The sequence below is a fragment of the Streptomyces sp. HPF1205 genome (assembly GCF_020400825.1).
In the GTDB taxonomy this organism is placed as follows: Bacteria; Actinomycetota; Actinomycetes; order Streptomycetales; family Streptomycetaceae; genus Actinacidiphila.
Map to the genome: position 1 here is coordinate 16,158 of NZ_JAINVH010000001.1, position 23,303 is coordinate 39,460.

General features: G+C 73.9%; 11 protein-coding genes. 4 read left to right on the forward strand and 7 right to left on the reverse strand.

What is annotated here, in order from left to right:
* Positions 1-82 precede the first annotated feature (82 nt).
* The 3 genes from K7G61_RS00065 (at position 83) to K7G61_RS00075 (ending at position 6,740) form a co-directional block, all read left to right on the forward strand.
* Positions 83-601 (forward strand): hypothetical protein, encoded by a 519-nt coding sequence (locus K7G61_RS00065; protein WP_225844387.1) that lies wholly within the window; start codon positions 83-85, stop codon positions 599-601.
* Between the two features lie 90 nt (positions 602-691).
* Positions 692-1,342, forward strand: a complete 651-nt coding sequence (locus K7G61_RS00070; protein ID WP_225844388.1) for an HAD family hydrolase — start codon at positions 692-694, stop codon at positions 1,340-1,342.
* A 451-nt stretch (positions 1,343-1,793) separates the two neighbouring features.
* Positions 1,794-6,740 (forward strand): NAD-glutamate dehydrogenase, encoded by a 4,947-nt coding sequence (locus K7G61_RS00075; protein ID WP_225844389.1) that lies wholly within the window; start codon positions 1,794-1,796, stop codon positions 6,738-6,740.
* Between the two features lie 162 nt (positions 6,741-6,902).
* On the opposite strand, the gene K7G61_RS00080 is transcribed toward K7G61_RS00075, so the two are convergent.
* From K7G61_RS00080 to K7G61_RS00090, 3 genes are read right to left on the reverse strand one after another with little or no spacing between them, the layout of a single operon-like run.
* The gene (locus tag K7G61_RS00080; protein ID WP_225844861.1) at positions 6,903-8,627 is read right to left on the reverse strand and encodes a hypothetical protein; all 1,725 of its coding nucleotides are present in this window, start codon (positions 8,625-8,627) and stop codon (positions 6,903-6,905) included.
* A complete protein-coding gene (locus K7G61_RS00085; protein ID WP_225844390.1) occupies positions 8,615-10,420 on the reverse strand; it encodes a hypothetical protein in 1,806 nt (601 codons plus the stop codon). Before K7G61_RS00085 ends, K7G61_RS00080 begins: the two co-directional genes overlap by 13 nt.
* A 56-nt stretch (positions 10,421-10,476) precedes the next feature.
* On the reverse strand, positions 10,477-14,184 hold the full coding sequence (locus tag K7G61_RS00090; protein ID WP_308190558.1) for a CDP-glycerol glycerophosphotransferase family protein: 3,708 nt from the start codon (positions 14,182-14,184) through the stop codon (positions 10,477-10,479).
* Between the two features lie 271 nt (positions 14,185-14,455).
* Between K7G61_RS00090 and K7G61_RS00095 the strand changes: the two genes are divergently transcribed.
* Positions 14,456-16,720, forward strand: a complete 2,265-nt coding sequence (locus K7G61_RS00095; protein ID WP_225844392.1) for a CDP-glycerol glycerophosphotransferase family protein — start codon at positions 14,456-14,458, stop codon at positions 16,718-16,720.
* Between the two features lie 51 nt (positions 16,721-16,771).
* Here the strand turns inward: K7G61_RS00095 and K7G61_RS00100 are convergent, their stop codons facing one another.
* From K7G61_RS00100 to K7G61_RS00115, 4 genes are all read right to left on the reverse strand, one after another.
* Positions 16,772-19,003, reverse strand: coding sequence for a CDP-glycerol glycerophosphotransferase family protein (locus K7G61_RS00100; protein WP_225844393.1), 2,232 nt, complete (start codon positions 19,001-19,003; stop codon positions 16,772-16,774).
* Positions 19,004-19,253: 250 nt separating this feature from the next.
* On the reverse strand, positions 19,254-20,228 hold the full coding sequence (locus tag K7G61_RS00105) for a carbohydrate ABC transporter permease (RefSeq protein WP_225844394.1): 975 nt from the start codon (positions 20,226-20,228) through the stop codon (positions 19,254-19,256).
* The gene (locus K7G61_RS00110) at positions 20,225-21,628 is read right to left on the reverse strand and encodes a carbohydrate ABC transporter permease (RefSeq protein WP_374204008.1); all 1,404 of its coding nucleotides are present in this window, start codon (positions 21,626-21,628) and stop codon (positions 20,225-20,227) included. Before K7G61_RS00110 ends, K7G61_RS00105 begins: the two co-directional genes overlap by 4 nt.
* Positions 21,629-21,634: 6 nt before the next feature.
* Entirely contained in the window at positions 21,635-23,029 is a 1,395-nt protein-coding gene (locus K7G61_RS00115) for an ABC transporter substrate-binding protein (RefSeq protein ID WP_225844395.1), read from the reverse strand.
* Between the last annotated feature and the right edge of the window lie 274 nt (positions 23,030-23,303).

Genomic DNA, 23,303 nt, shown 5'->3' on the forward strand with positions numbered 1-23,303 from the left:
GTCGGGCAAGGAGGGCCGGGGGCAGCGGTGCGCCCCGGCGGAATTCACCTATCAGCGTGGTGGTCGCCGTATGCTTCACGCCATGCGCGTCTACATTCCCACCACACTCGCGGGGCTTGCCGAGGCTTACGAGGCGGGTGCGGTGGGGCCGGCGCCGCTGGACGCGTACGCCGTGACGCCCAGCCTGCGGGAGTGGTACGTCTCGGACGACCTGGAGGAACTGGAATACGCGGCGCTGACCCGGGCGGCCCAGGCGTCACTGCGGCTGCTCGCAGTTCACCCGGAGGTGGCGCGCCGCCGGGTGGTGATCGCGGTGGACGTCGCCGACGGCACCGTGCGGTACGACCCGGACCGCGGGCTCGATCCCGCCGCGCTGGGCGAGGTGCGGCTGGAGCGGGAGGTGCGGCTGGCCGACGCGGCGGCCGTGCACGTGGACGGCGGCGGCGCGGAGGCCGACGTGAGCGCGGCGGCCGAAGCGCTCGGCGCGGCCGACGCCGGCGACGACGACGCGCAGTTCACGGTCGACGGCGCCGAGGACCACGAACTGCTCTGGTACGCCACCCAGGAGATCCCCAACCTGATCGGTCCCGCGACCGTCTGATCCGGCGTCATCCCCCCTCCGACCTGCGCAAAAAAGAGTTTTCCACAGGGCCGGAACGGGCCGTGCCGCCGCGCGGGTACCGTTCTTTGTGTGAACGCGCATCTCGTGTGGGACTGGAACGGCACCCTGTTCCACGACATGGACGCGGTGATCGGGGCCACCAACGCCTCCTTCGCCGAACTCGGCCTGCCACCGATCACGCTGGACCGCTACCGCGAGCTGTACTGCGTGCCGGTGCCCAGGTTCTACGAGCGGCTCATCGGCCGGCTGCCCACCGACGCCGAGTGGGCCGTGATGGACGCCGCGTTCCACCGCCACTACTGGACACTGGCCGAGAGCTGCGGACTCGCCGAGGGCGCCGCAGAGCTGCTCGCCGCCCGCCGCGCGGCCGGTGCCACCCAGTCGCTGTGCTCCCTCGCCCAGCACGATCGGCTGCTGCCACTGATCACCCTGCACGGCATCACCGACCATTTCGTGAGGGTGGACGGCCGCACCGGTCCCTCCGGCGGAGGCAAGGCCGCCCAGATGGCCCGCCACCTCGCCGGGCTGGACATCGCGGTGGAGCGGGTGGTGGTCATCGGCGACGCGCTCGACGATGCGGCGGCGGCCGAGCACGTCGGGGCGCACGCGGTGCTGTACACCGGGGGTTCCAACAGCAGGGCGAGCCTGGAGACGGCCGGGGTGCCCGTGGTCGACACGCTGAGCGAGGCCGTCGAGCATGCCGAGCGTATAACCGGCTGAGGCGCGCGCCCGCCCGCGCCCCCCGCGCCCACCCGCGCCCGAGGGTGCGCCGACCGATCCCTGGCCTACCGACCGATCCCTGGCCTACCGGCCGGCCCCGCCCATCGGCCGGCCCCGCGGGGCCGACGGCTCCGGGTACGCCGCCCCCACCGGCCCGGCCCGTCGGCCGCCTCATGGCCGAAAAGGCCTGGTCGTCGGCCGGTTTCTGGCCATCGAGGCCAAGGGGAGGGGTGCATTTGTACGAAGGCGTCGCCTGACAGGCACCCCGGCCCGAGCGATAGCCTTACTGGCGTGATCACCGTTGATCCGCGCACCCGGGGCCGATACGTGCTGACGGGCACGGCGAACCCCCTTTCCGGCATAGCGTCGTCCCGAAGCGGAAACCCCGCGCCGCGCGACGCCGTGCCATCACCCGACGTCACGCAACGGCGCGCGACAGGAGTCAGAGGACATGCAGACCAAGCTGGACGAAGCCAAGGCCGAGCTGCTGGAGCGAGCAGCCCGGGTAGGTGAGAACAGCCCGGCGGGCGGCAAACCCGGCCAGGGCCTCGACGCAGAGGCGCTGACCGCGTTTCTCCTCCGTTATTACCTGCACACCGCGCCCGAGGACCTGGTCGACCGCGACCCGGTCGACGTCTTCGGTGCCGCGCACTCGCACTACCGCCTCGCGGAGGTACGCCCGCAGGGCACCGCGAACGTACGGGTGCACACTCCGACCGTGGACGAGAACGGGTGGCAGTGCAGCCACACCGTGGTCGAGGTGGTCACCGACGACATGCCGTTCCTGGTGGACTCGGTCACCAACGCGCTGACCCAGGCGAACCGGGCCATCCATCTCGTGGTCCACCCCCAGTTCAAGGTCCGGCGGGACGTCACCGGGAAGCTGCTGGAGGTGATCGGCTCGGTCAGCGGGCCCGAGGACGAACCGCTGCCGCACGACGTGCTGATCGAGTCCTGGATCCATGTCGAGATCGACCGCGAGACCGACCGCGCCGATCTGAAGGAGATCACCGCCGACCTGCGCCGGGTGCTGTCCGACGTGCGCGAGTCCGTCGAGGACTGGGCCAAGATGCGGCAGGCCGCGCTGTCCATCGCCGACGAACTGGCCGCCGCCCCGCCGCCGCTGCCCGAGCAGGAGACCGCCGAGGCGTGGGAGCTGATGCGCTGGCTCTCCGACGACCACTTCACCTTCCTCGGGTACCGCGAGTACGAACTGACCACGCAGAGCGGCCCGGAGGGCGGCACGGAGGACGTGCTGGTCGCCGTTCCCGGCACCGGCCTCGGCATCCTGCGCTCCGACCCCAAGCACCCGCACGCCGACGGTACCCACCCGGAGCACGGCGGCCACCCCAACTCGCCCTCGTTCAGCAGGCTGCCCGCCGACGCGCGCGCCAAGGCCCGCGAGCACAAGCTCCTCATCCTGACCAAGGCCAACAGCCGTTCCACCGTGCACCGGCCCTCGTACCTGGACTACGTCGGCGTCAAGAAGTTCGACGCCGAGGGCGACGTGATCGGCGAGCGGCGTTTCCTCGGGCTGTTCTCCTCGGCCGCCTACACCGAGTCGGTGCGCCGGGTGCCGGTCATCCGCCGCAAGGTCGAGGAGGTGCTCGACGGCTGCGGCTTCTCGCCCGACAGCCACGACGGCCGCGACCTGCTGCAGATCCTGGAGACCTACCCGCGCGACGAGCTGTTCCAGACGCCCGCCGACGAGCTGCGCTCGATCGCCACCAGCGTGCTGTACCTGCAGGAGCGCCGCAAGCTGCGGCTCTTCCTGCGCCAGGACGAGTACGGCCGGTACTTCTCCGCGCTGGTCTACCTGCCCCGCGACCGCTACACCACTGCGGTGCGGCTGCGGCTGACCCGCATCCTGCAGGAGGAACTCGGCGGGATCAGCGCCGACTTCAGCGCGTGGAACACCGAGTCGGTGCTGTCCAGGCTGCACTTCGTGATCCGGGTGGGCCCCGGCACACCGCTGCCGGTGCTCACCGACTCCGACGTGGAGCGGATCGAGGGGCGGCTGGCGGATGCCACCCGTTCGTGGGCCGACGGTTTCGCCGAGGCGGTCAACGCCGAGTGCGGCGAGGAGCGCGCGGCCGAGCTGACCCGGCGCTACGCCGACGCCTTCCCCGACGGTTACCGCTCCGACTTCACCCCGCGCTCGGCCGTCGCCGACCTGCAGCGGATCGAGAGCCTGGGCCCCGACGACTTCGCCCTGAGCCTGTACGAGCCGGTGGGCGCCGCTCCCGAGGAGCGCCGCTTCAAGATCTACCGGACGGGCGCTCCCGTGTCGCTGTCCGCCGTGCTGCCGGTGCTCCAGCGGCTCGGCGTCGAGGTGGTCGACGAGCGGCCGTACGAGATGCGGATCGGCGAGGGCTCCAGGGCCTGGATCTACGACTTCGGGCTGCGCCTCGACCCCCGGCTCGGCGACCTCGGCGACGACGCGCGCGAGCGGTTCCAGGAGGCGTTCGCCGCCACCTGGACCGACCGGGCGGAGAACGACGGCTTCAACTCCCTGGTGCTGCGGGCCGGTCTGGACTGGCGCCAGGCGATGGTGCTGCGCGCCTACGCGAAGTACCTGCGGCAGGCCGGTTCCACCTTCAGTCAGGACTACATGGAGGACACCCTCCGCACCAACGTCCACACCACCCGGCTGCTGGTCAACCTCTTCCAGGCCCGCCTGTCGCCCGACCACCAGCGGGCGGGCAGCGAGGTCGTCGACGGCATCATGGAGGAGCTGGACGGCGCGCTCGACCAGGTGGCCAGCCTGGACGAGGACCGCATCCTGCGGGCCTTCCTCACCCTCATCAAGGCGACGCTGCGCACCAACTACTTCCAGCGCGCCGAGGACGGCAGGCCGCACCCGTACCTGTCGATGAAGTTCGACCCGAAGGCCATCCCCGACCTGCCCGCGCCCCGCCCGGCGTACGAGATCTGGGTGTACTCGCCCCGCGTCGAGGGCGTCCACCTGCGGTTCGGCAAGGTGGCCCGCGGCGGCCTGCGCTGGTCCGACCGCAGGGAGGACTTCAGGACCGAGGTGCTCGGCCTGGTCAAGGCGCAGATGGTCAAGAACACCGTCATCGTGCCGGTCGGCGCGAAGGGCGGCTTCGTCGGCAAGCGGCTGCCCGACCCGGCGGCCGACCGCGACGCGTGGCTGGCCGAGGGCATCGAGTCGTACAAGACGTTCATCTGCGGCATGCTCGACATCACCGACAACCTGGTCGGCGGCGAGGTCGTGCCGCCGCGGGACGTGGTGCGGCACGACGGGGACGACACCTACCTGGTGGTGGCCGCCGACAAGGGCACGGCGTCCTTCTCCGACATCGCCAACGAGGTGGCCGGCTCCTACGGGTTCTGGCTCGGCGACGCCTTCGCCTCCGGGGGCTCGGTCGGGTACGACCACAAGAAGATGGCCATCACCTCCAGCGGCGCGTGGGAGTCGGTGAAGCGGCATTTCCGCGAGATGGGCCACAACACCCAGGAAGAGGACTTCACCGTCGTCGGCATCGGCGACATGTCCGGTGACGTGTTCGGCAACGGCATGCTGCTGTCCGAGCACATCCGGCTGGTCGCGGCCTTCGACCACCGGCACATCTTCATCGACCCGAAGCCGGACGCGGCCGTCTCGTACGCCGAGCGCCGCCGCCTGTTCGAGCTGCCGCGCAGCTCCTGGGCCGACTACGACACCTCGCTGATCTCCTCCGGCGGCGGCGTGTTCCCCCGCACCGCCAAGGGGATCCCGCTCAACAACCACATCAGGGCCGCCCTCGGCATCGAGTCCCCGGCGAGCAAGATCACCCCGGCGGAGCTGATGAAGGCCATCCTGCAGGCCCCGGTGGACCTGCTGTGGAACGGCGGCATCGGCACCTACGTCAAGGCGTCCACCGAGACTCACGCCGACGTCGGCGACAAGGCCAACGACGCCATCCGCATCGACGGCGCCGACCTGCGCGTCAAGGTGGTCGGCGAGGGCGGCAACCTGGGCTTCACCCAGCTGGGCCGGATCGAGTTCGCGAGGGCCGGCGGGCGGATCAACAGCGACGCCATCGACAACAGCGCGGGAGTGGACGCCTCCGACCACGAGGTGAACATCAAGATCCTGCTCAACAGCGTGGTCGGCAACGGCGACCTGACCCTCAAACAGCGCAACACGCTGCTGGCCGAGATGACCCACGAGGTCGGCGACCTGGTGCTGCGCAACAACTACGCGCAGAACGTGGCGCTGGCCAACAGCATGGCCCAGGCGCCCAGCCTGCTGCACGCCCACCAGCGGCTGATCCGCCGGCTGTCGAAGGAGGGGCGGCTGGACCGCGCCCTGGAGTTCCTCCCCACCGACCGGCAGATCCGCGAGCGGCTCGCCGCCGGGGGGAGCCTGACCCAGCCGGAGATCGCGGTCCTGCTGGCGTACGTCAAGATCACCGTCGCCGACGAGCTGATCCTGACCGACCTGCCCGACGACCCCTACCTGCGGTCGCTGCTGCACGCGTACTTCCCGGTGCCGCTGCGCGAGCGGTTCGCCGAGCAGATCCACCGCCACGCCCTGCACCGCGAGATCGTCACCACCCTCCTGGTCAACGACACCGTCAACTCCGGCGGCACCACCTTCCTGCACCGCTTCCGCGAGGAGACCGGCGCGACGGCCGACGAGATCGTGCGGGCGCACACCGCCGCCCGGGCGATCTTCGATCTGGGCCCGATCTGGGACGAGGTGGAGGCCCTGGACAACGTGGTGCCGGCCGACGTGCAGACCCGCGTCCGGCTGCACTCGCGCCGGCTGGTCGAGCGGGCCACCCGCTGGCTGCTCAACAACCGGCCGCAGCCGCTGCAGATCGCCGAGACCATCGAGTTCTTCGGCGACGGCGTCGCCATGGTCTGGTCGCAACTGCCCAAGCTGCTGCGCGGGGCGGACCTGGAGTGGTACCAGCAGGTGCACGACGAACTGACCGGTGCCGGGGTGCCGGAGGACCTGGCCGGCAAGGTGGCCGGGTTCTCCTCGGCGTTCCCCGCGCTGGACATCGTCGCCGTGGCGCACCGCAGCACGTACGAGCCGCTGGACGTCGCCGAGGTCTACTTCGACATCTCCGACCGGCTGCAGGTCACCCAGCTCCTCGACCGGATCATCCAGTTGCCGCGCACCGACCGCTGGCAGTCGATGGCCCGCGCGGCGATCCGCGAGGACCTGTTCGCGGCGCACGCGGCGCTCACCGCGGACGTGCTGGCCGCGGGAGGCACCGACGCCACCCCGGAGCAGCGGTTCCTGGCCTGGCAGGAGCAGAACGCCGGGCTGATCGGCCGGGCCCGCACCACTCTGGAGGAGATCCAGGGCGCGGAGGAGTTCGACCTGGCCAGCCTGTCGGTGGCGATGCGCACCTTCCGTACGCTGCTGCGCACGCACCACTGAGGCTGGGTCCGCCCGCCGGCACGAAGGGCGCGGGGTCCCCGGGGCAATCCCCGGGGACCCCGCGCCCGTGCGTCCGGTCTTGCTGGTGCCCGCGCGCGTACCGGTCCCGCCTTACCCGTCCGGCCTGCCCGCCCGCCTGTCCGACCCGCTACCCGCCCGCGGCTATCCGTCCGCCAGGCGGATGAGCCGCTCACCCGTCGACGGGTTCGTGGCGACGATCCGGCCCTCGTAGTGGAGGTTCTGGCCGGGGCGCAGCAGGAGCCACTGGACGGCGTAGCGGCGGCCGATGCGGGCGCGCGCGTCGGGGGCGGTGCGCGGGTCGAGGTAGGCACGGGCGTCGGCCAGGCGGCGGGCGCGCTCGGCGGCCGGGGTCGACGGATCGGGCCAGGTCGGGGCGACCAGGAAGACACCGTAGGCGGGCAGCGCGTGGGGCGCGTAGTAGCCGTCGGCGAGCAGGACGTCGCCGGACTGGACGTGGCGGGCCACCCAGGCGTACGAGGGCCAGCGCACCGGGTGCGGGACGGTGACCGGAAGGTACCGCTGCGGGACGACGGAGCCGATCTGCGCGGCCGCGCCGAAGCAGAGGGCGACGGCCGCGACGGGAGCCAGGACCTTGCGGGTCCGGGTCCACGGCGGGGCCTCGGCGAGTTCGACGGCCAGCGCGAACTGCGGCGGGACCATCAGCAGCGCGAAGACGCGGCCGTAGGTGTAGTGGCCGCTGACCCAGCCGTAGCCGACGAGGACGCAGAACGCGAGGAACATCAGGACCAGCGGGTCGAGCAGTCGCCGGCGCGCGCGCAGGGCCAGGGCCGGCACGCCGAGGACGAACGCGAGCCCGTACCACCGCCAGGGATGGGTGTAGAGGAACCGGTGGACGGCGTCCACGGTGGTGTCGCCGGCCAGCGAGAAGACGTCGGAGTACGGCCAGACCAGCGCGACCAGCACCGCCGCCGCGCACGCGACCGCCCACCGGCCGGCCATCGGCCACCCCCACGTGCGCTGCCGCCCGGCCACCACGCACCCCATCCCGACCCACGCGGCCAGCGCGGTGATGGGATGGATGAGCAGCAGCACCCCGCCCGCCGCCCCCAGACCGGCGAAGGACCACAGCCCCTGTCCGCGAAGCCGCCCCGCCGACGGCCACCCCGCGAACAGCCCCGGCCGTGCCCGGGCCGCCGCTCCACCGTCACCGCGCGCTCCCTCGCCCTCGGGCCTCCTGTCGGCCGAGCGAGCCCCGCCCCCCGCGCCGCCGGCGCCCGCCCTGCCGCCCCCCGCCCCGCCGGCGCCAGCGAACTCCCGCCGCGCCAGCCGGTCCGTCCACGCCCACAGCAGCAGCGCCAGCCCCACGGCGAAGCAACTCGGGTACACCGCACCGTGGGTGAGCGACCACAGGCCGCAAAAGCCGCTCCACTCCTTCTCCCGCACCCCCCACAGCAGCGTGAAGGCCGCCAGCGCCAGGACCGGGGCCCACCGCCGCGCGCTCAGTGTGCGGGTGAACGCCCCCACCCCCCACAGCAGCACCGCCAGGTTCAGCGCCGCGCACAGCTTCACCACCCGCCACGCCGCCAGCCCCGTCACCTTGGCGAACAGGCCGAGCGCGACGATGTACGGGGAGTAGTAGGGGCTGCCCGTGTCCGGTTCCTTCAGGAGCGGGTTCATCGGGTGCAGCCAGGAGTCCTTGATCCGCTGGACGGCCGAGGCGTGCTGGCCGAAGTCCGCGGCGATCGGGGCCCGCCAGGCGGTGATCGTGACGACCAGCCAGAACGCGGTCCCGACGAGCAGGTACGGTGTCGGCCGCCAGTGGCTCGCGCGTTCGAGCAGGGCGGGGCGCGCGGCGCCCGCTCCGTCGTCGTCGGCCGTCAGCGGCCCGGTGGTCAGTTGTGGCACAACGCCTTCTCCGCCATGACCGGGTCCCCGGGGTACCGGAAGCCGGTCCGGGCCCAGGAACCGGTGAGGTTCTTCCAGAATCTGTCGAGCGTCAGCGGGTCCCGCACCGACGCCTGGAGTTCGGCCAGGCGTCCGCAGCGCAGCGCGTGGCGGGCGGCGGCCACCCGGGCGGGGGAGATCCCCGCCGGGACCGGGGTGCCGGGATCGGTCCAGTCGGCCACGATCCAGGCCAGGTCCACCGGTTTCTCGTGCCCGGCGCGGCCCGAGGTACTCGCGGTGGTCCGCTGCTGGTGCGCCGCCAGCGGATAGGCGAGCCCGAGCGTGTCCACCGAGATCGCGTCCAGGGGCAGTACGAGGCCGCTGCCGCCCAGGGAGCCGGAGGCAGCGGCCAGCCGTACCCGCCCGTGGCCGCCGCCGAGCGGCAGGGTCACGAACCGCCCCGCGGCGCCCGGCTCCGGCATCACCAGCACCGGCCGGCCGCGGGGATCCGCCTCGGCCGCCGCGACCGCCGCCCGGAAGCCGGGCGGCACGTTCTCGCGCGCGGCCGTGGGGACCAGGCGCGCGTGCCCGCCGGAGCCGGTGGACGAGCGCTGTTCGTCCATGACCGCGTACGGGTTCCCGCCGGCGGCCGCCGGCCGCCACAGCAGGGCGCAGCACACCGCCCACGCCAGCAGCCCGGCGCCGGCGGTGAACGTCACCCGGGTCAGCGGTACCGCGCACAGCGGCAGCATGAGCAGCAGCAGCCCCGGCAGCAGCATGCGCCCGTGCATGGCGTCGCCGCCCGCCCGGCACACGTACGCCCACGACAGCAGCCCCGCGACCGGGGGCGCCACCAGTTCGGCCCGCATCGCGCCGCGCGGCGCCCAGGTGACCAGCGCCAGCAGGAGCAGCAGCGGGATCCACAGGCGGTAGGGCTCGGTGAAGTTCGCGAAGTAGGCCAGCCCGCGCCGCCACACGGGATCGGCGGCCTCCCTGGTGAGGGCGGGCAGCGGCACCAGCACCCCGTAGAACCCGGCCCGCAGGACCTCGCAGGCGGCGGGCAGGGCGAGGGCGGAGCCCAGCATCTTCAGCGTGTTGACGGCGCCCGGGACCACCACGCACCACAGCGCGGCCATGAACACCACGGACACCAGGGCGAGTTCGGGCCGCACCAGCGGCCCCAGGCCGATGACGAACGCGGCCGCGTACGGTCGGCGGCGGGGGCGCGAGACGCGCACGGCGACCAGGTGCCACCAGGCGAGCGCGATCCACGCGGTCGTCAGGCCGTTCTCCAGGCCGGAGGTCGCGTAGTCCCAGTCCGCCTTGACCGGCAGCAGCACCAGCATGCCCAGCGGCAGCAGCGGCGACGTGCTCAGCGGGCGGACCGCCTTGCGCGCGGCGGCCACCGCCAGCGCGTAGCCCGCGCCGGTCAGCACGATGCCCAGGCCGACCGCGACGACCGCCGGGTCCCGGCCCGAGACGAAGGTGCCGCCCGCCACCAGCCACTGCCACAGGGTGCCGGTGGCCGCCTCCGCCCGCTCGCCCGCGTTGAGGACCGGGCCGTGCCCGGCCAGGAGCTGACGGACCGTGCGGGTGTAGACCAGGCCGTCGTCGCTCACCCAGCGCTGCCGGTAGCCGAGCACCATCACCGCCAGCGCGGGCACCGCGGCGATCGCGATCTCGCGCGGCCGCCACCGGGGCAGCAGGGCCGGCACCTTGCCCAGGACACCGGCCGCCCGGCCGCGGATCCCGCCCGGGCCGGCGTCGGAAGCGCCCGCCGGCCGGGCGTCGGGAACCAGATCGGGTGATGACACGGGCAGCTCCAGGGTCGGCACGGCAGCGCGTTCCAGCAGCCCAGCGTGCCAAGGAGTCAGCACAGCAGCAGATCCGCCACGCGGGCGGCGGCGCGGCCGTCGTCCAGGTGGCAGAAGGCGGCGCGGAAGGCCGCGTACGCCGCCTCGCGGGGGCGTACCGCCGCCACCGGATCGCGCAGCGCCCCGATCAGCTCGTCGGCCGAGGACAGCAGCGGGCCCGGCGCCCGCTCCTCGTAGTCCAGGGTGAAGCCCCGCAACTGGTCGCGGTAGCGGGCCAGGTCCGGGGTGTGCAGCAGGATCGGGCGGCCGGTGACCGCGAAGTCCGCCATGACCGCCGAGTAGTCGGTGACCAGCACGTCGGCCGCGAGCAGCAGTTCGGCCAGGTCCGGGTGGGCGGACACGTCGCGCACGAAGCGGCCGTCGGCGGGCACGGTGTCGGCGACCAGCGGGTGCGCGCGCACCAGCAGGACATGGCTGCCGGACAGTTCCCGTTCCAGTGCCGCCAGGTCCAGCGGCAGGTGCAGCCGGTGGTGGCCCGCGTCGTAGGCCTCGTCGTCGCGCACGGTCGGCGCGTACAGCACCACGGTCCGGTCCGCGGGCAGGCCGAGCCGGGCCCGTACCTCCTCGGCGACCTTGTCGCGGTCCTCGGCGGCGAGCAGGTCGGTGCGGGGCAGGCCGGTCTCGGCGATCTCGCCGTGGTGGTGCAGGGCGCGGCGAAGGACGGGGGTGGAGGGCGTGTTCGGGGAGAGCAGCACGCTCCACTGGTCGCCGCGCCGGGGCTGCGGCCACATGTGCGGCAGGTCCGCGCACAAGGTGCCCTCCAGGTCCAGGCCGATCCGCTTGATGGGCGTGCCGTGCCAGGTCTGCACCACCCGCTGTCCGGGCCGGCGCTCGAACCAGGCCGGCAGGTGGGTGTTGGTGACCACGTAGCGGCTGCGGGCCAGCGCCTCGTACCAGGCGTGGCTGCCGCGCACCACCGCCCGCGCCGCCGGCGGCACCGGCGCCGCGGGGTCCGTGACCACCCACAGGTGCTCCACGGCGGCGCCGCGCCGCACCAGCTCCTCGTGCACCGCCCGGGGCGAGTCGCCGACGCCCCGGCCGTCGAAGTCGCTGTAGACGACGGCGGGCCGCGGGGCCCGCTTGCGCAGCACCGGGTAGCGGCGCTCGCGCAGCAGCCGCTGGCGGTACGGGCCCCGGTCCGCCGCCGGCACGAAGTCGCCCGCCACGATCGCCGGCAGGTCATGGACGTGCCGCTCCACCCGCAGCGGCCGCCCGCCGCCGGGGCCGGGGCCGGGGCCGGGCGGCAGGGCGGCGGGTGTCCCCGGCGCCATCCGGACCGGCGCCTGAAGCCCGCCCACCCGCACCCACGGGTACCAGTGGCCGGGGTGCGGCAGGCCCGCCGGGTCGAGGTCGGCGCGGAAGCGGGTCCCCTCGGCGGTGAGGGGGACGGCGTACTCGGCGGCGTAGGTCGCGTGGCGCAGCAGCAGCCGGGCGGCGCCGGGGCCGGTGCCGGGGCCCGCGTCGGGGCCGCCGTAAGGGCCGCCGGTCCGCGTGCCCGCCGGCAGCTCGCCCTCCAGCCGCAGCCGGCCGTCGTCGGCGCGGGTCAGCGCGTCGGCGAAGGCGCACGGGGGAGCGTCGTGGAGCAGCAGGCCGGCGGTGGGGCCGGCGCCGAGGGTCAGTTCGCGGGGGAGGCCGCCGGGGCCGGGCGGGAGCGGGTGGCGGCCGGGGGCGAGGCGGGCGTCCACCGCGATGCGGGCGGTGCCGCCGTCGGCGAAGAGGACCTCGGCCGACCAGGCCGCGGTCGTCTCGGGGGCCACCTCCCGGGGCAGGCCGTCGGCGGGCGGCCGGCCCCGCGCGAGGTCGCCGGGGTCCACGGCCGCCGTCGCCCGCGTCCAGCCGTCGTCCTTTCCGGCCGCCTCCGGCGCGTGCCGCACGTCCAGCGGGCAGTCCAGGACCGCGCCGCCCCGCTCCCGCAGCCGCACGGCCACCGGCGGGCGGCGGTCACGGACCTCCAGCTCCAGCTCCACCTGCCCCCCGGGCAGCGCGCGGTGCCCGACGAGCCGCCGCCGTACCGGCTCGACCGACAGCTGCAGGCGCCCGTCGTGCACCCAGGGCACCAGCCGGGTGGTGCCGTCGAGCGCGAACGCCGGGTACGCCGGGTGCGGGGCCGAGGACGAATCCGAGAAGTACGAGGAGTACGAGAAGGACGGGAAGTACGAGGAGTACGAGAAGGACGGGAAGTACGGGTACGAGGGGTTCGACGGGTGCGCGGGCGGCGGCGGGTACGAGGGCGGCGGGCCTGGCGGGCGCGGCGGCGCGACCGCGGCGGGGCGCAGGGCCGCGGCGCGCACCAGCGTGCCGGCGGCGACCACGACGCCGATCCGCCACTGGCCCGGCCGGAAGGCGCCGCCGCGCCGCAGCCGCCGCGGGTCGAGGGTGATCTCGAAGCCCGACCAGTCGTAGCAGTGCCGTTCCTGCCCTGACTCGTCCGTCACCTCCGGCGCGGCCACCGTGCGCACCGGCAGCAGCACACGGCGCCGGCCGCACACCGCCACGGCGGCCTTGAGGGACGAGCGGCGGGTGCGGGCGTCCACGTTGCGGATGTAGGCGTACCCCTTGAGCAGCAGCTTGCCGTCCCGCCAGGCGACCTCGCGCAGCCGGGCGGTCACCGGCAGGTCCCTCGCGGCGACCGCGGACGCGGACCTCGGCAGCGGCACCGGGGAGCCGTCGGGCCGGGGCAGCACGGCCCGGCGGCGCAGGAACGGCACGGGCGGCCCGCCCAGGTCGAACACCCCGCGCCCGCCCGCCCGCTCGTGCTCCAGCAGCACCAGCAGGTCGGCGAGCCGGCCGGCCCGGACCAGCTCCCAGCGCATCCGCAGCTCCACCGGCAGCGTGCCGGGCAGCGACGGGTCCACCCGGGCCAGCCAGTCGCGGGCGCCGGCCATGAAGACCTTGCGGTACTCGGAGCCCGCCATGGGCAGCGCCTCCATGAAGTACAGCAGGTCGTCGGCGAGCACCGACCGGTCGTAGTCCCGCTTGTGCGCGGGGAACGACCGGGCCAGGAAGCGCGAGACCCGGTCCACCCCGGCGATCCGGTCGCGCACCCCGGTCACGTCGCCGCGGCGCCGGGTGATGGAGCCCTCGCGCAGCCGCCAGTAGTAGACGTGCTCGTGCAGGACGTCCACCGCCTCGGCGAGGAAGTGCGCGGGGATCGTCAGCGGCGTGTCCTCGTACAGCACCCCCTCGGGGAAGGCGAGCGCGTGCCGGTCCCAGAAGCTGCGGCGGAACACCTTGTTCCACGCCACCCGGTCCGACAGCAGCCCCAGGTCGCGGGTGATGTGGGTACGGGTCACGGTGCGGGTCATGCCGCGCTGCTGCCACGCCTGGACGCGGCCGCGCCGGTCGAGCCGGTAGACGTTGCCGGTGGCGAAGTCCGAGCCGGACTCCTCCAGCAGGCCGGTCAGCGACTCGTAGGCGCGCGGCGGCAGCACGTCGTCGCTGTCGACGAAGGCCAGGTACGCGGTGCCCGGATCGGCGTGCCGCACGCCGGTGTTGCGGGCGTGGCCGAGGCCGCCGTTGGCCTGCCGGACCAGCCGGAAGCGCGGGTCGCGCCGGGCCCAGCGCTCGGCCAGGGCGGGGCCGCCGTCGGTGGAGCCGTCGTCCACCATCACCACGTCCAGGGCGGTCAGGGTCTGCGCGGCGATCGACGCCAGGCAGTCCTCCAGGTACTGCTCCACGTTGTGGACGGGCACGACGACGGTCACGCGCGGATCCATGGGGGCTTCGCGGTCCTTCCGGCTGCGGGCCGCGCCGGGCGGCCGGGGGTGCCGCCGGCCACCCGTGGCGGCCGGCGGATGCCGCTGGTTCAACCCGCCGTCCACCGTCCGGGTCACCGCCCATGAGCCGAACGAGCGACAGCGGCGGATCGACACACCGTGTCCGGGTGATTACCCTCGGACGCCACGGCCGCCGCCCTGCGGCCGTACCCCCGCGGACCCCCTCCCCGCGTTCGCCCGCTCCAGGAGCGCCATCGCCATGCCCCGCTTCAGCGTCGTCGTCCCGGCCCACCGCGCCCAGGGCTTCCTGCGCGCCTGCCTGGACTCGGTCCTGGCCCAGTCCTTCGGCGACGTCGAGGTGGTCGTGGTGGACGACGCCTCACCCGACGCCTGCGGGCTGATCGCCGAGGAGTTCGCCGCCGCCGATCCCCGGGTGCGGCCGCTGCGTCTCGACCGGCACGGCGGCGCGGGCCCCGCACGGGACGCGGGCGCGGCCCGCGCGAGCGGCGACTACCTGCTCTTCCTCGACGCCGACGACCTGCTCGCCCCCGGCGCCCTGGCCGCCGCCGACGCCCGCCTCACCCGTACCGGGGACCCCGATGTGCTGCTCGTTGACCACGAGCGCTTCACCGTCCGGGGGGACGCCGAGTCCGGCGGCGACCGCGACGCCCTGGCCGAGGCGGGCGGCGTGGTCACCGCGTCCGCCCACCCGGGGCTGCTCACCGTCCACCCCGCGATCTGGAACCGGCTGGTCCGCCGGGACTTCTGGACCGGCCACGCCTTCCGCTTCGGCGACGCGCCGTACGAGGACCTCGCCGTCGCCAACCGGGTGCTGCTGACCGCCGGGCGCGTGGCCTGCCTGGCGCGGGTGTGCGTACGCCGCCGGGTCCGCCGGGCCGGCAGCCTGTCCACCACGCCCGGCCGCCGCCACCTCGCCGTACTCGACCGGTACGAGTCGCTGTTCCCGCAGGTGCCGGGGGACGGGCCGCGGGCCGCGCTGTACGCGCAGATGGGGGCGGTGCTGGCCGCGGTCGGCGGACCGCGGGGGCCGCTGGGCGCCGCCGGGCGGCGCGAGTTCGTCCGCCGGGCCGGCCCGCTGCTCACCCGGTACCGCCCGGCCGGCCGGCCCTGGCCCGAGGGCGACCGGGGGCGCTGGCTGCGGGGGGCCGCGACCGGCTCGTACGCCCGCCACCGGGCCCGCCTCACGGCCGCCGCGTGGCGCGCCGCGGCGGCCTCGCGGGCCCGCGCCGGCCGCCGCGCGCTGGCCAGGGTCGCGCTGCGCGGCTACTACCGGCTGCGGCGGCTCGCCCGCCTCGACCCCTGCCTCGTGGTGTACGCGGCCTACTGGAACCGGGGAGTGGCGTGCAACCCGGCCGCCATCGAACGCAAGGCCCGCGAACTGGCCCCGCGGCTGCGGGCGGTGTGGGTCGTCAACCGCGCCGACCGGGACCGGCTGCCGCCGGGCACCGCGCACGTGGTGGCCGGCTCCCGCCGCTACTGGGCCGCCATGGCCCGCGCCACGTACCTGGTCAACAACGCGGGCTTCCCCGGCGCGGTGGTCAAGCGGCCCGGCCAGGTCTACCTCCAGACCCACCACGGCACCCCGCTCAAGCACATGGGCATGGACCTGCTCGACCGGCCGGCCGCGGCCTGCGCCATGGACTTCGCGCGCCTGCTGGAGCACGCCGACCAGTGGGACTACTCCCTGGCCGCCAACCAGCACTCGGCCGAGACCTGGGAACGCGTCTACCCCAGCGACCACCTCACCCTGCCGGCCGGCTACCCGCGCAACGACGTCTTCTACGAGGCGGGCGCGGGCGACGTCCGCCGCGCCCGCGAGTGCCTGGGCCTGGCCCCGGACACCCTCGCGATCCTCTACGCGCCCACGCACCGCGACTACCTGCGGCGCTTCACCCTCCCCCTCGACCTCGACGCGCTCAGCCGCGCGCTCGGCCCCGGCCACACCCTCCTGGTCCGCGCCCACTACTTCTACGACGGCGTCCCCGGCCTGCCCGGTGTTCCCGACGCCCTCGACGCCCCCCAGGACCCGCACGCACGCGCCGCCGTCGTGGACGTCTCGCACCACCCGAGCGTGGAGGCCCTGTGCCTGGCCTCCGACGCGCTCCTGTGCGACTTCTCGTCCCTGATGTTCGACTACGCCAACCTCGACCGGCCCATCGTCGTCCACGGCGCCGACTGGGAGGCCTACCGGGCCGCGCGCGGCGTCTACTTCGACCTGCTGTCCGGCCGCCCCGGCGAGACGCCCGGCGTCGTCGCCCGCGACGAGGCGGCGATCGCCGAGGCGTTCCGCGGCGGCGCGTGGCGCGGCCCCGAGGCCGCCGCCCTGCGGGCCGCCTTCCGTGCCCGGTTCTGCGCCTACGACGACGGGCTCGCGGCGGAGCGGGTCGTGCGCCGCGTCTTCCTCGGCGAGACCGAGCTCCTGCCCTACCGGGAGCTCGACGAACGCCGCCCCGCGCCCGCCGGCGGGCCGAAAGCCGCGGCCACCGCACCCGCCGGGCGGTGACGGGGCGCGGGGGCGCCCCCGGCCGGGCGCGCCGGGGACACCCCTTCCGCGTCAGCGGGAGACGGGCAGGGCAGCCGCGGGAGCGGGGGCCGGGCGGCGCTGCGCGAGCGGGACGACGGCGGGCAGCCCGCCGGTCTCGCGCAGGAAGACCCGGCGCACCACGCGCTCGGCGGCGTGCCCGTCGTCGTACGGGCAGAAACGCGCCCGGAAGGCGGCCCGCAACTGGGCCGACTGCGGGCCGCACCAAGCTCCCGTGGCCAGGATGTCGGTGAGGTCGTCCTGGCCACGGGCCACCAGGCCGGGCGGCTGCTCGGTGATGTCGAAGTAGGCGCCGCGGGTGGCCCGGTAGACCTCCCAGTCCGGGATGTGCAGCACGATCGGCCGGTCCAGGCCCGCGTAGTCGAACATCAGTGAGGAGTAGTCCGTGATCAGCCCGTCGGAGGCCAGGCACAGCTCCTCCACCGACGGGTGGCCGGACACGTCGAGGATCCCGGCGGCCGGCGCGCTCCCGCCCGCTGCGGGGGCGTACCGGTGGTGCGTGCGCAGCATCAGCACGGTGCGCGGGCCGAGTTCGGCGGCGAGCGCCGCGAGGTCGAGCGCGGGCACGTATCCGCGCCGGTAGTCGCGGTGCGTGGGCGCGTACAGCAACGCGGTGGTGCCGGGCGGGATGCCGAGCCGCTCGCGCAGTGCCCGCACCTCCTCGGCGCCGGCCCGGTGGAAGACGTCGGTACGCGGCTGCCCGTATTCGAGGGTGGTGTACGAGGAGGGGTACGCGCGCTCCCACACCAGTGTCGCGTGGCGGTTCGCGGACAGGCTGTAGTCCCAGCGGTCCACATGGGCGAGCAGGCGGGCGAAGTCGGTGGCGCCGGCCGCCGCGGGGTGGGGCATCAGGTCGATGCCCATGTGCTTGAGCGGGGTGCCGTGGTGGGTCTGCACATGGACCTGGCCGGGCCGCTTGGCGTACCTGCGGTGCAGGTTGACGTTGCTGACCAGGTAGCCGGCCCGGGCAAGTGCCGTCCAGTACGCGGCGGACTCCGGTTCCAGCCGGGTCACGCCGGGCGGCAGGGTGTGCGCGTGCTCGGCGGTGGTGATCCAGGCGCCACGGATGTGCGGGGCCAGTTCGCGCAGCGCGCCGTGGATCGCCGCCGGGTTGCACACGTAGCCGCGGTCCCAGTACGCGCAGAACACCGCGAGGTCCGGGTCCAGGGGGCGGCGCCGCTGCAGGAGGTAGTGGGCGTGCAGCGCGGCCGTGCGCAGCCGGGCCCGCCACCCGGCCGCCGTCCGCACGGCGCGCGTGCGCAGCCGCCGCAGCGCGCCCAGCGTCTGGAAGGTACGGCGGGCGCCGAGCGCCACCAGCAGGTAGCGCGCGCCGCTCGGGCTGACCGGCGCCGGCCGGAAACCGCGCGGCCGCAGCCTGGCGTACTGGGCGCGGCAGCGGCGGAAGAACTCCGCGCGCGAGCGCCTCGGCAGCCGGTGCGGGAGCGTGAACACGGTGGTGAGGTGGTCCAGCATCCGCCGGAACAGCACCGGCCGCCACCGCTCCAGCTCCGGGTGGCTGTCGAGGAACGCGAACAGCAGGTCGTACTGCCCGAAGAGGTCGAAGTGGCGGCGGCTGGTGGTGCACAGGATGCTGCCGGAGCGCCGCTGCCGGTAGCGCACGCACACCCGGTCCAGCACGGTGATCGACTCGGCGGCCATCAGCGCCGGGTACGTCCAGGGGGTGTCCTCGTACCAGCCGGGGGGAAAGGCGAGCGGCAGCCCCGTGATGAAGTCCCGGCGGTACGCCTTGTTCCAGGCGACCATGATCAGCCGCAGCATCTCGGGCCGGTCGCCGAGGGTGAACACCTCGGGGCCCGCGGCGGCGGCCGTCAGGATCGACGCCAGGTTGTTCCGCTCGGCCCGGCCGTCCCAGTACGTGCGCTCGTAGTCGAACACCAGCAGGTCCGGGTCGCCGGTCCGCTCCAGCCTGGCGGCGACGGCGGCCAGCGTGCCGGGGGTGAACTCGTCGTCGCTGTCCAGGAAGAGCAGGTAGTCGCCGCTCGCCTCGGCGAGCCCCGCGTTGCGCGCCCATCCCAGGCCCACGTTCCGCGGCAGGTGCAGCACCCGCGCCCGCGGGTCGGTGGCGGCGACCGCGTCCGCGATCTCGCCGCTGCCGTCCGGTGAGCAGTCGTCCACCACGATCAGCTCGAAGTCGCGGTACGACTGCGCCAGTACGGATTCCAGGCAGGCGCGCAGGTACGCGCGCACCTTGTACACGGGGACGATCACGCTGAAGCGCGGCACGGCACATCCAGGTTCACCAGGAAGGGGCCGCCCCGAGGGGCGGCCGGGCGCGGGAGGATGCGCGCCCTTCTTGCGAACGCGCCTGCTTCGCCCCGGTTACGCCCTTCCGTTCCCCTCGGCCCTTTCGTGCCGCTCGGCCGGTGTGCGCCGCTCGGCCCTTCCGCGCCTTGTGTCCTGTCCGCCCGTGCCGCTGCTTCACCCGCCCGACCCGCTGCACCCGCTGACCCGGTGGTCCACTCACCCGCCGGGCCTACTTCACCGCGCCCGCCATCACGCCCGACACGAACTGCCGCTGGAAGGCGAAGAAGACCACCAGCGGGACGATCATCGACACGAACGCGCCCGGCGCGAGGATGTCGATGTTGTTGCCGAACTGCCGCACCTGCTGCTGCAGGGCCACCGTGATCGGCTGGGAGTTGCTGTTGGCGAAGATCAGCGCCACCAGCATGTCGTTCCAGACCCACAGGAACTGGAAGATGCCCAGGGAAGCGATCGCCGGTCCGCCCAGCGGGAGCACCACCCGGACGAACAGCCGCAGTTCGCCGGCGCCGTCCAGACGGGCGGCCTCCAGCAGCTCGCGCGGGATCTGCGCGAAGAAGTTGCGCAGCAGGAAGATGGCGAAGGGCAGGCCGAAGGCGGTGTGGAAGAGCACCACCCCGGAGATGTCGCCGAAGATGCCGATGTCGCCGAACAGCTTCGCCACCGGCACCAGCGCCACCTGCACGGGGACGACCAGCATCGCCACCACCGCCAGGAACCACCAGTCGCGGCCCCGGAAGTCCATCCAGGCGAAGGCGTAGCCGGCCAGCGCGCCGATCACCACGACCAGCACGGTCGCGGGCACGGTGATCAGCGCGGTGTTCCACAGCGAGTCCGTGATGGCGTGGTTGTCCAGCAGGGTGCGGTAGTTGGAGAACGTCAGCTGCGAGGGCGAGGTGAACACCTTCCACCAGCCGCTGGCCGAGATGTCGGACGGGCTGCGCAGGCTGGACAGCAGCAGACCCACCGTCGGCAGCAGCCAGAACAGCGCCACCACCAGCAGGAAGACCTGTGCCGCACCGCTGCCGGCGCGGGCCGCGAGCCGCGCGCCCAGGCCGCGCCGCGCCCGCACGGCGCCCGTACCGCCCGTGCCGCTCGAACCGCCCCTGCCGCCGCGGCCCTTGCGGGTGCGGGCCGGGGCGGCCGCCGTCGTTCCCGCCGTTCCGGCCGTCGCGTCCGCGCTCATCGCCGTCCCTCCCTGCGCAGCCGCCGGATGTTGAAGATCATGACCGGTACGACGAGCAGCAGCAGGATCACGCCGATCGCGCTGCCGACGCCCTGGTCGTCACCGCCGCCGAACGACGACAGGTAGAGCTGGAGCGCCAGGACGTTGGCGTTCGACTGGGTGTTGCCCGGGGCGATGATGTAGACGAGGTCGAAGATCTTCAGCACGTTGATCATCAGGGTGACCATGACGACCACCAGCACCGGCGCCAGCAGCGGCACGGTGACCCGGCGGAAGACCTGCCACTCGTTCGCGCCGTCCACCCGCGCCTGCTCCAGCAGTTCCCTGGGCACTCCGGCCAGGCCCGCGGCGATGAGCACCATCGCGAAACCGGCCCACATCCATACGTAGCTGGCGATGATCGCCGGGGTGACCAGGGTCGGCCCCAGCCAGTTGATGCCGTCGTACTTTCCGTTGAAGTTCGAAGCGGGCAGCCGCAGTTGGGCCCCGGCGGCCTTGGCCGGCAGCGTGTAGGTGCCGTCCTTGCCGGACGTGGCGGAGGCGATCACCTTGCCGTCCTTCACCGCCTGCACCTTCACCCCGGACAGCGCCTTCTCGCCCGGGTCGATCACCCCGGGTTCGCCGGTGCCGCCGGGCCGGAAGTCCAGCCACACCGTGCCCGTCACGGCGTCCGCCTCGGGCGCGGCGGGCTTGGCCTGTCCGGCGTCGCCCGGCAGATTCGTCTGCGGGATGCCGATCAGCGGCAGGTCGTTGGGCCGGCCCATGGCCGCCGTCGACCGCGAGGTGTACGAGCCGCCGGCCGTCGGCCTCAGGTCGCTGTTCGGCCGCGGCCGGGCGCCCGGGTAGGCGGAGTTGCCGGTGAACGTGTCGTGCACGGCCACCACCACGGCGTTGGCCACCCCGCGGCTGGGGTCCTGCTCGTACACCAGCCGGAAGATGATGCCGGCGGCCAGCATCGAGATCGCCATCGGCATGAAGACGACCAGCTTGAACGCCGTGCCCCAGCTCACCCGTTCGGTGAGCACCGCGAAGACCAGGCCGAGCGCGGTGGCCACGGTCGGGGCGACCGCCACCCAGATCGCGTTGTTGCGCACCGCGACGAGGATGTCGTGATCGCTGAAGACGGTGTGGAAGTTCTTCAGCCCGACGAAGCCGCTGCCGTTCGCGTCGTACAGGCTGCGCCAGACCGTGTAGCCGATCGGGTACGCCACCAGGGCGCCCAGCAGGACCAGCGCGGGCAGCAGGAACAGGGCGGCGATCCACGGGCGGGTGCCCATGACGCTCTTGCGCGCGAGGACGCCGCGGGGCGGCGGGCCCCCGGAGCCGCGCATGGCGGGACCCCCGGGGGCGGCGCCGGCGGCGCCGCCCCCCGCCGTCCCGGTCAGGGAGGCGTCGGCCATCGTGCCTCAGCCCCCGTACGCCTTGGCCGCGTCGGACTCCAGCTTCGCCTCCGCGCCCGAGATGTTCTTCGGGTTGGCGAGGAAGTCCTGCAGGTCCTTCCACTCGCCCTCGCCCTTGGTGCCGCCGAACGCGGCCGGCGCCTGGTCGGACATGTCGAACCTGAAGTCGTCACCGGCCGAGATCAGCGCCTGGGCGATCTTGCGCTGGACGTCGTTGGGGTACGCGGAGAAGTCCAGCGACTTGTTCGGCGACAGCACACCGCCGCCGCTCACCCAGATCTTCGCCGCGTCCGTGGACGCGATGAACGTCAGCAGCGCCTGCGCGCCCTTGGAGTCCTTCAGCGCGACCGCCACGTCGCCGCCGCTGACCACCGGCGCCTTCCCGCTGCCCACCGCCGGGAACGGGAACACCTTCGCGTCGGTACCCACCTGCGCCTTGGTGTTCGCCGTGATGAACGGCGCGACGAAGTCCGCCTCGTACACCATGGCCGCCGGGTTGGAGCCGGTGAAGACCTGCGTGACGGACTTCGGGAAGTCCGCGTTCAGCGCGCCCTTGGTGCCCCCGGCGAGCAGGCTCTTGTTGCCGAACAACTGGCCCAGCGTGGTGAGCGCCTGAGTGACCGACGGATCGGTCCACTTGATCTTGTGCTGCGCCAGCAGGTCGTACTTCTCCGGTCCCGCCTGGCTGAGGTAGATGTTCTCGAACCAGTCGGTGAGCGTCCAGCCGTCCGCGCCGCCGACCGAGACGGGCGCGGTGCCCGACTCGAAGACGGTCTCGGCGGTCTTCAGGAAGTCCGCCCACGTCTTGGGCTCGCTCACCCCGGCGTTCTCGAACGCCTTGGCGTTGTACCAGATCAGCGACTTGTTGGCGGCCTTGGCGTAGATCCCGTACTGCTTGCCCTTCCAGGCGCCGAGCTTCTGCCAGCCCGGCGAGAAGTTCTGCTGCAACTGTGCCTGCGCCTGCGGGCCCAGCGGCTTGAGCCAGCCCTTGTCGGCGAACTGGTGCAGCACCCCGTTCTGGGCCAGGAACGCCACGTCGGGCGGCGCCCCGCCCTCGATCTTGGTGCCGAGGAACGTCGACTGGCTGTCACCGGTCGGTACGAACGTGGTCTGCGCCCCCGTGCGCTTGTCGAACTCGTCCAGGACCTTCTGGAAGTTCTTCTGCTCGGGGCCGGTCCACACGGCGGCGACCTCCAGGTGCTGCCCGTGCAGATCGGGCAGTTGCAGTCCGCTCGTCGTGGCGCCCGCCGACGACGAAGGCGACTGCGACGACGTGGAGTTGTCGTCCTTCTTCTTGCCGCCGCCGCAGGCGGCGGCGGTCAGCGCGAGCGCGGACGCCGCGACCACGGCGACCGCTATGCGCGTAGTGCGGCTGGTGCGTGTGCGCTTCAAGGTACGCATCTGGCCATCCCCTCAGTCCCGTGGCGTCCGTCCTACGCCCGCCCCGAGAGGCGATGCAAGACGGTGAACGGGTGCCCGGCGGGGTCGTGACCATGCCGTGATCTTGAGTCAAACCTGTTGCCGGGGGCATGTTTTGAGTCCCCTGGTGCGCACAGGGGAGCGCGCGGGCCCGCATACGGGCGGATGTGCCGGTGATCCGGGGGCGCGGGCGGCGGTTCCGCGGTTCGTGAATACGGCCGCGGCTCGTCGGTCCGGCGACGCGGGCGGGCGGCTC